Annotated in this window: 3 protein-coding genes and 2 pseudogenes; 1 reads left to right on the top strand and 4 read right to left on the bottom strand. The window is 68.4% G+C overall.

Annotated elements, in window-relative coordinates:
- Together DB30_RS39630 and DB30_RS39625 are read right to left on the bottom strand one after the other, a co-directional pair.
- Window positions 1-1653 (bottom strand): annotated as a pseudogene (locus DB30_RS39630) (hypothetical protein); the annotation flags it as partial.
- 213 nt (window positions 1654-1866) lie between these two features.
- Entirely contained in the window at window positions 1867-4443 is a 2577-nt protein-coding gene (locus tag DB30_RS39625) for a response regulator (RefSeq protein ID WP_052559198.1), read from the bottom strand.
- A 75-nt stretch (window positions 4444-4518) separates the two neighbouring features.
- Here DB30_RS39625 and DB30_RS39620 point away from each other — a divergent pair, with 75 nt between their 5' ends.
- Complete coding sequence (locus DB30_RS39620; protein ID WP_146662764.1) at window positions 4519-5787, top strand: hypothetical protein; 1269 nt, start codon at window positions 4519-4521, stop codon at window positions 5785-5787.
- A 2-nt stretch (window positions 5788-5789) separates the two neighbouring features.
- Here the strand turns inward: DB30_RS39620 and DB30_RS39615 are convergent, their stop codons facing one another.
- Complete coding sequence (locus DB30_RS39615) at window positions 5790-7376, bottom strand: FMN-binding glutamate synthase family protein (RefSeq protein WP_052559194.1); 1587 nt, start codon at window positions 7374-7376, stop codon at window positions 5790-5792.
- A gap of 67 nt (window positions 7377-7443) precedes the next feature.
- A pseudogene (locus tag DB30_RS39610) lies at window positions 7444-7895 on the bottom strand (hypothetical protein); the annotation flags it as partial.

Genomic DNA, 7895 nt, shown 5'->3' with positions numbered 1-7895 from the left:
CCACGTGTCCGTCGTCGCGGTGCGCGGCTCGAACCAGACAATGTCCGCCGTGTCCGTCCGGCTGCGAAAGTGACCCACGATCGGGATCCGATAGTCACGCTGATTCACATCCACATCCAACACCTCGTGCCCCCCGCTCGCGTCGAACCCCCACAGGTGATCGCTCGCCAGCCCCGGCCGGTACCACAGCAGCTGGTCCCGCCCGCCACCTTCACTGACGAAGTTCCCGACCACCGGGATCGCCCGATCGGGCGCGGGCGCCTCGATCGACTCGAACCCAAGCGCCTCGTCGCTCCCCTCGTTCGCCCGATTGCGCAGCAACAGATCCGCCGCCGCCTGATCCGGGCTGTACATGAACACGTCGAGCGCGTCGGACCAGCCCGTGAACTGGCCCATGATCGGCCGCCAGTGCCCGTTGGAATCATGCACGGCACACGGCGGCGCGCCGTCCATGCAGCGCTCGATCACGTCGTACGCGAGCGGCCCAGGCTGCTGCGCGTCGAAGCGCCACTCGATCAAGCGATCGGGAAACGGCGCGTACCAAAGCAACCCCGGTCGCAAGTCGCCTGCCCACAGTCGCCGCTCCTGCCCGCCACCTTGCGGGGCCATGTCGCGGACCCGGCGGTCTGCCCAATTGAACGCATAATAGGCGCCCATCATGTCGTGCGGGCTGATCCCGGTGGACTTCTCGGACCCTACGCACTCGTCGTAACCCATCACCGACCACGGATCCTCGGGGGTCAGCTGGCGCTCGGGTGCGACCGGCTCGAAGGGGTGGTTGTCGCGGCAGCTGTTGAACGGGTTGCCGCCTTGGTCCCAGCGTACGTGCTCGTGCGCGAGGCCAACGATGTGCCCGGCCTCGTGCCCGGCGCGGTAGGGGATCTGCTTCTTGGCGGCATCGAGGAACTGGTGCGAGATACAGAGCAGCCGATCATAGCCGCCAGGATTCTGCGGCGAGCCGACCGCGGGGTCGAACTCGTTCTCGCCCCCGGCGTTCGTCTGGCCCTGCCACGTAGTGTCGCATGCCGGCGTCTGGGCCCGAAACCACACCTCCTCCAGCGCCGTGTCGCACGCGCCCCCGCTGGGCTTGCGCCGATCATCGAGCGGAACGAGGTGCACGAAGTTCATCCGACTGTGCCGCTCCCAGATCCGGGTGGCCCGCTCGAGCTCCTTGCGAAACAGCGTGTAGCGCTCGAGGTTGAGCGCGTCCTCCTCCTCGTCGATCACCCCGAAGAGTCCCTGCGGGTTGGGTGCGATGTTCCCCAGACACCACGACACGGCCAGGCTGCGCCCGGTCGACAGCGCGGCGGCCTCGGAGATCAACGTTGCCCGCAGCTGCTCGTCTTCGCTGGAAGCCGCGGCGGCGGCACCTTTGATCGCCGCCGCAGCGTGCCACCGCCCCCACTGGGCCGAAGCTTCCGGCAGCGACGGCATCGCCTGCGCCACGCCGTCGCCGTCTTGGGCGCCCGCCCACCAACCCTCCCACGGCTCGTCACAACCGGGCCCGTCTGGCCCAGGATCCGCCCCAGCATCGGCGCCGCCTCCCTCCTCGGCCCCGGTCTCGGCGGTGCCCATGCCCGACCCATCGTTGGCCCCGCTGTCCCCACAGCCCAGACAGCTACACAGCAAGACCATCCAGCCTCCGCGACGCATGGCGCCAACCTAGCAACGCTGACCCGCTCACCACGCGAAAAGAGTGCACCACGCGCATTCCAACAACCGCGGGCGCCAGGAACGAGGGAGCCTCCCCGCGCGAGCACAGCAGCCGTTGCCATCGATCACAGTCGACCACGCACGCGAACGCGAACGCGACCACGGGTGAGCGCATCGGCGGACACTGCTGTGATGGCAGTGGGTCCGCGTCAATCAGCGTTGTTGTTCGGCGAAGTAGGCGGCGAGCTCGGCGTGGGCGAGCTCGATCGCGCCGATGTCTCGGACGATCTCGTCCGGCGTCGCGGACAGCAAGTGGTAGAGCGGCTTGGCGCCGATCGTGCCGCAGCTGCCCTTGAGCTTGTGCGCGCCGCGTTCGATCGCATGGATGTCGCCGGCCTCGACGGCGGCCCGGATCGCCGGAACGAGGACCTCGGCTTGGTCGACGAACAGCTTGATCAGCGCCCTGACCATCGCATCGTCAGCCGAGTAGGTCCGCCGCAGCCAGTCGAGGTCGCAGGGCTGCCGCTCATCTGGCGGGGTCGAGTCGAGGGCCGAGTCGGTCGTCGGGTCCTGGTCCGGCTTGGCGCGGATGTGCTCGCGCAGCTGGGCGAGCAGCTCACGCTTGCGGATCGGCTTGGAGATGTAGTCGTCCATCCCGGCGTCGAGGCAGCGACGCCGATCGCTGGCCAGGGCGTGGGCCGTCATCGCGATGATCGGCAGGTGTCGGTCAGCTTCGGCCTCGCGGCGGCGCAGCTCGGCCGTCGCCGCGATCCCATCCATGATCGGCATCTGCACGTCCATGAACACGAGGTCGTAGGGGACGACCTCGGCCAGCTCCAGCGCCTCTTGGCCATTGGCCGCGACGTCGACCCGACAGCCAAGATCGGACAGCATGTGCTGCGCGACTTTCTGGTTGACGGCGTTGTCTTCGACGACCAGCACGCGGGCGTGCAGACGCCGTGACTGCAGCTTGGGCGGCGCCCCGAAGCCCCGCACCCTGGTGATCAATGGGCGCTGTTCGCCGCGCTGGTTCCACGCCGTGGCGATCGTGGTCAGCAGGTCGTACTGATGGACCGGCTTGACCAAGTAGGCCGTGCAGCCGGCCGCGAGCAGGTCCGAAGCGCTCGCGCGGTGGGTCATGCTGCTGAGCATGACCAACACCGGCGCCGACAGCTGTGGGTCGGTCTTGATCGTCCTGGCCAGGTCGAGGCCGTTCATGTTGGGCATGTGAAAGTCCAGCAGCGCGAGCTGATACGGCTGACCTGCGTCAGCTGCCTCGTGCAGGAGCTCGAGCGCTGTCGGGCCGCTGTCACACTCTGTGGAGGCCACCCCCCAGCTGGCGAGGACCTCGCGCAGGACCATGCGGTTGATGGGGTGATCATCGATGACCAGGACCCGCAGCCCGCCCAGCTCTGGGGGCGACGCGCTGGCGCTGTGCTGGGATCGGCTGTCCGGGTTGGGCTCGAGCTCGAGCTGCAGCTCGAACCAAAACGTCGATCCCCGCGCGGCGTTTCGCCGCACGCCAACCTCGCCGCCCATCAGCTGGACCAGCTCGCTGACGATCGCGAGGCCAAGCCCCGTGCCCGGGTGGTTCCGCGTCGTCGACATGTCGACCTGGCGGAACTGCTCGAAGATCGATCCGACCTGGCTCTTGGGGATGCCGATCCCAGTGTCCTCGATCTCGCAGCGGATCGTGCGCGGACCCCCGGGCTTGCCGCTGACGTGGACGCTGACCAGCACGTGGCCCGCGTCCGTGAACTTGACCGCGTTGCCGACCAGGTTGAGCAGGATCTGACGGATCCGCCCATGGTCGCCGCGCACGCTGCTGGGGGTGTCTGGCGGGTAGCGGGCGATCAGCTCCACGTCTTTTTCGTCGGCCAGGACCGCGAGCTGATCGAGGACGTCCTCGATCAATTCGCGCAGGTCGAAGGCGACGATCTCGAGGGCCATCTGGCCCGCTTCGATCTTGGAGAAGTCCAGGATGTCGTTGAGCAGATCGAGCAGCGAGACCGCCGACGCGTGGGCGGTCTCGGCGTAGTCGCGCTGGTCGTCGTCGAGGCGCGTGTCGAGCAGCAACCCCAACATCCCCAGCACGCCGTTCATGGGGGTTCGCAGCTCGTGGCTCATGTTGGCGAGGAACCAGCTCTTGGCCTCGGTCGCGGCTGCGGCCGCGTCGCGTGCGGCCTCGAGCTCGTCGATGTTGCGCAGGCGAAGCAGCTCGAGGACGTGGATCGCCGCGTTGAGGCCAACCGTGGTGAGGGTCAGGCCCACCGCCCACGCTTGCGCGTCGGGGAACGTGTTGGGAGCGACGCTGAGGCCGACCAAGCTGAGCGCACACATGCCGCACCACAGCCACCCGTGCCACGCGCCCGCGATCAGCGTGACGATCGTCGGCGCGACCACGAGCCCCAGGGTGTAGGCGCCGATCGGGTCGGGTGCCCACACCAACTCGACGCTCGCGGGGCCGACGATCACCACAGCCATGGCGTGGGCGATCATCCACGTGGGCGCGCCGAATCGGAGCAGCGCGAGGGTGGCCATCGCCCCCAGCCACTGGCCAAGACTCGACGCGGTGTGCAGGGTGTTTCGCTCGAGCACGTGCGAGATCAACTGCAGCGGAACCAGCAGCGCCAACGAGAGCGCGAACACCAGGGCCGCGAGGTGGCGGCGGAGCTCGTCGCCGCCGCACGCCACGACCGAAGGGGTGAGCAGCTTGCGCGACGACGCGAGCAGGCGCTTGGCCACACGGCGGAGCAGGCCGGGCTCGCGGGGCTGACTGATCGAGGACATGCGGCGCTGGCACTCGGAAGGGGAGGACGCGAGGGTGACTTGCCCCCGCGACCCGCGCACGGTACCAAGCCGTCCATGCTGCGTCGCCCTCGCTTTTTGGCTGTGCTCGTCGCCTCGTCTTGGTTTGCGCTTCCGGCTTGCAAGCCCGGCGACGACTCACTCTCGACCGCGGCGATCGAGCTGATCCCCGCCGAGATCCAGGGCATCTATGGTCGCGCGCCAACCGATGCGCCGGGGATGGTGGTCACGGCCTCGGGGTTGGAGCTGCCGCAGATGAAGCTGACGATCCACGCCGGCAAGATGGAAGGCAGCACCGTCCGCGTGGAGCGGGCGACCCTCAAGTGGGACAAGCTGGACGCCAAGACCTGCAACGGCACGATCTCGCGCCAGGGTGACCGGCTGTTGATGACCCTCTACGACAGCGAGAACGCCGAGGCCAAGTGCGAGTCGACCCTCGACGCCGCGTGGTCGCGGTGGGAGTCGCTCGACGAGCTCCCCAGCATGATCCAGGGCCGCTATGGGGCGCTGTTGATCGAGGCCAAGGGGATGCGCCTCGACCTCGACTGGGCCCACGCGCAGTTCCAAGCCACGACGATCCGCGAGCTCCCCGGCAGCAACGACGAGCGCGCCGAGCTGCTGATCGCCGACGCCAAGATCATCGACGAGGACGCTGACGGGGTCACGCACGAGTTCGAGTGCTCGGGCACGATGACGCTCGCCGACGGGCGGCTCACGACGGACTTTTGGGTACCGGCGCGGCTCGTGCCCCAGCCCGGCAGCGAGCGCGCTCAGGATCCCGAAGTGCAGGCCCAACACAGCGCGAACGAGCAGGCCTGCGACAATTGGGACGGCAGCGCGGCCAAGTGGGTGACCAGCCTCGAGCGACTACCCAAACAAACGATCGCCTCCGGGCCGCTGTCGCTCTCGATCAGCGCCGAGCAGGTCGTGCTCGATTCGCCGGACCTTCGCTGCGAGCAAGCGCTGTGGCGAACCGAGTCGGTTGACGCGAGCGGCGGTTGGAGTGGCCACGGCCGGGCTGGCGGCGAGCGGATGACCCTGGCCAAGGCCGCGCCCACTCGGGTGTCCGACGACTGCAAGCTCAAGCTGCGGATCTGGTGTGAGGCCCAAGAGGGCGGCGACCGAGCGGCGATCGACGCCGAGTCGGAGCCGGACGAGCACGTCGCCGCGTGCATGGACTTCACGGAGCACGGGCTGTGCCCTGCGGCGATCACCGTGCGGGCGATCAGCGATGTTCGCTACAAGGTCAACGTGGATCCGCCCACCTTCAACGCGATCGCCTGCGTCGATCCGACCGGCGAGTTCTCGCTGGGCGATAAGAACTAGAACTAGAACCGGTCCGCGCTGGCCCGGTCCCACAGCTCGTTCCAGTCTTTGCTCAGCCCGCTGCGATCCCCCAGCAGCGCGCCCGGCTCGAGGTAGCTGAACAGCTCCCCGTAGTGCATGGATTGGCGATAGTCGAGGCGCCGGTGAATGTGCCAGGGACGCAGCTGGGTTGGATCGGAGAACCCAGCCGCCCCAAGCAGCTCCAAGAACGCGTGCATCGTGTTGTGGTGGTAGCGATGGACCCGGTCGGCCTTGTCGTCGATGTCGAGCCCGCGGACCAGGTTGGGCTTTTGCGTGGCGACCCCGGTGGGGCAGTCGTTGTGGTTGCAGCGACGGGCCTGGATGCAGCCCAGCGCGAACATCATGGCGCGGGCGCTGTAGCAGCCGTCGGCACCAATCGCGAGCAGCCGCGCGATGTCGAACGCACCCAGGACCTTCCCAGCGCACAACAAGGTGATGTCGTCGCGCTGCCCGCTGCCGCGCAGGGCGTTGTGGACGAATACCAGGCCCTCGGTCAGCGGCATGCCCATGCTGTTGGAGAACTCGAGCGGGGCCGCCCCGGTCCCGCCCTCGGCCCCGTCAACGGTGATGAAGTCGGGCTGAATGCCGGTCGCGATCATGGCCTTGCAGATGCCAAGGAACTCGTCGCGGCGACCGACACACAGCTTGAACCCGACCGGCTTGCCGCCCGACAGCTCACGCAGGCGAGCGACGAACTCCAGCAGCCCCGTGGGTGAGTCGAACGCCCGGTGGCAGGGGGGCGAGAGCACGTCTTGGCCCATGGGGACGCCGCGAATCTCGGCGATCTCGCGGGTCAACTTGGCGGCCGGCAAGATCCCGCCGTGGCCAGGCTTGGCGCCCTGGCTCAGCTTGATCTCGATCATCTTGACCTGCTCGTGGGCTGCCCGCTCGGTGAACCGGTCCGGATCGAAGCCGCCGTCAGCGGCCCGGCAGCCAAAGTAGCCCGTGCCGATCTGCCAGATCAGATCGCCGCCGCCCGCGAGGTGGTACGAGCTGATGCCGCCCTCGCCGGTGTTGTGGGCGAACTGGCCGCGGGCGGCCCCACGGTTGAGGGCCTCGACCGCGTTGCTCGACAGCGAACCAAAGCTCATCGCCGAGATGTTGAGCAGCGACGACGAGTAGGGCTTGCCCGCGTGCTTGTTGCCGATCGTCAGGCGGGCGTCGTCGGCGGTCGGGCTTGCCGCGCGCAGCGAGTGATCGAGCCACTCGTAGCCGGGCAGGTAGACGTCGAGCTGGGTCCCGAACGGGGTCGTGTCGTTGACGTTCTTGGCCCGCTGGTACACGACGGATCGCTGTTCGCGATCAAAGGGCATACCGTCGGTGTTGGACTCGATGAAGTACTGATTGATCTCGGGCCGGATCGCCTCGAACAGATAGCGACCGTGGCCGATGACCGGGAAATTGCGCAGGATCGCGTGCTTGTCCTGAAACAGGTCGTAGACGCCGACCAAGAACAGCGGGCCAAATATCAGGTACGAGATCAGCATCGGCGGCCACCACAGCCCAATGGCGGCGATGGTGCTCAAGGTGACCAGCGAGATGAACCCGAACCAAGCTCGCGCGGACATGTGGCACCGAGTCTCCCGACTTTGACCTGGGCGCGCAAGCCGGGCCGCGGACGATCGGGCTTGGCGGCTATGGGTTGTTCAAGCTGGCGTGGGCCTTGGCGACGCGGGTTGCGAGCTCGCTGGCAGGCGCGAGCTGGGCGTGCGCGCGCTCGAGCGGCTCGCGGGCCTCGTCGGCGCGGCCGAGCGCGAGCACGGTGAGTCCAAGCGCGGCGCTGAAGATCGCCGTGGGAGGGTGTTCGCTGGGGCGCGCGAGCTGCCTCGACCGATTGATCAGCGCAAGCGCGGCCGCCGGGTCGTCGGCCTCGAGCAGCGCGAGGGCCCCGAGCGCGAGGGGGGCAGCGAGGTCACGGTCCGAGAAGCCCTGCAGCCGCTCGCGGATCTCGACGGCCTCGTGGGCCAGCGCGAGCGCTTCGGGGTGGGTCAGCACGCACGCTCGGGCCTGGGCTTCGAGCGCGGCCGCGAGGCTGAGCGAGGCCGGGGCCGTCGCGCGGGCCTGCTCGACCGCGCTCGAAGCAGATC

It is taken from the genome of Enhygromyxa salina (genome assembly GCF_000737335.2).
Classification (GTDB): domain Bacteria; phylum Myxococcota_A; class Polyangia; order Nannocystales; family Nannocystaceae; genus Plesiocystis; species Plesiocystis salina_C.
The sequence above is the reverse complement of the archived record's forward strand: the minus strand, read 5'-3'. Positions and strand labels throughout refer to the sequence as shown.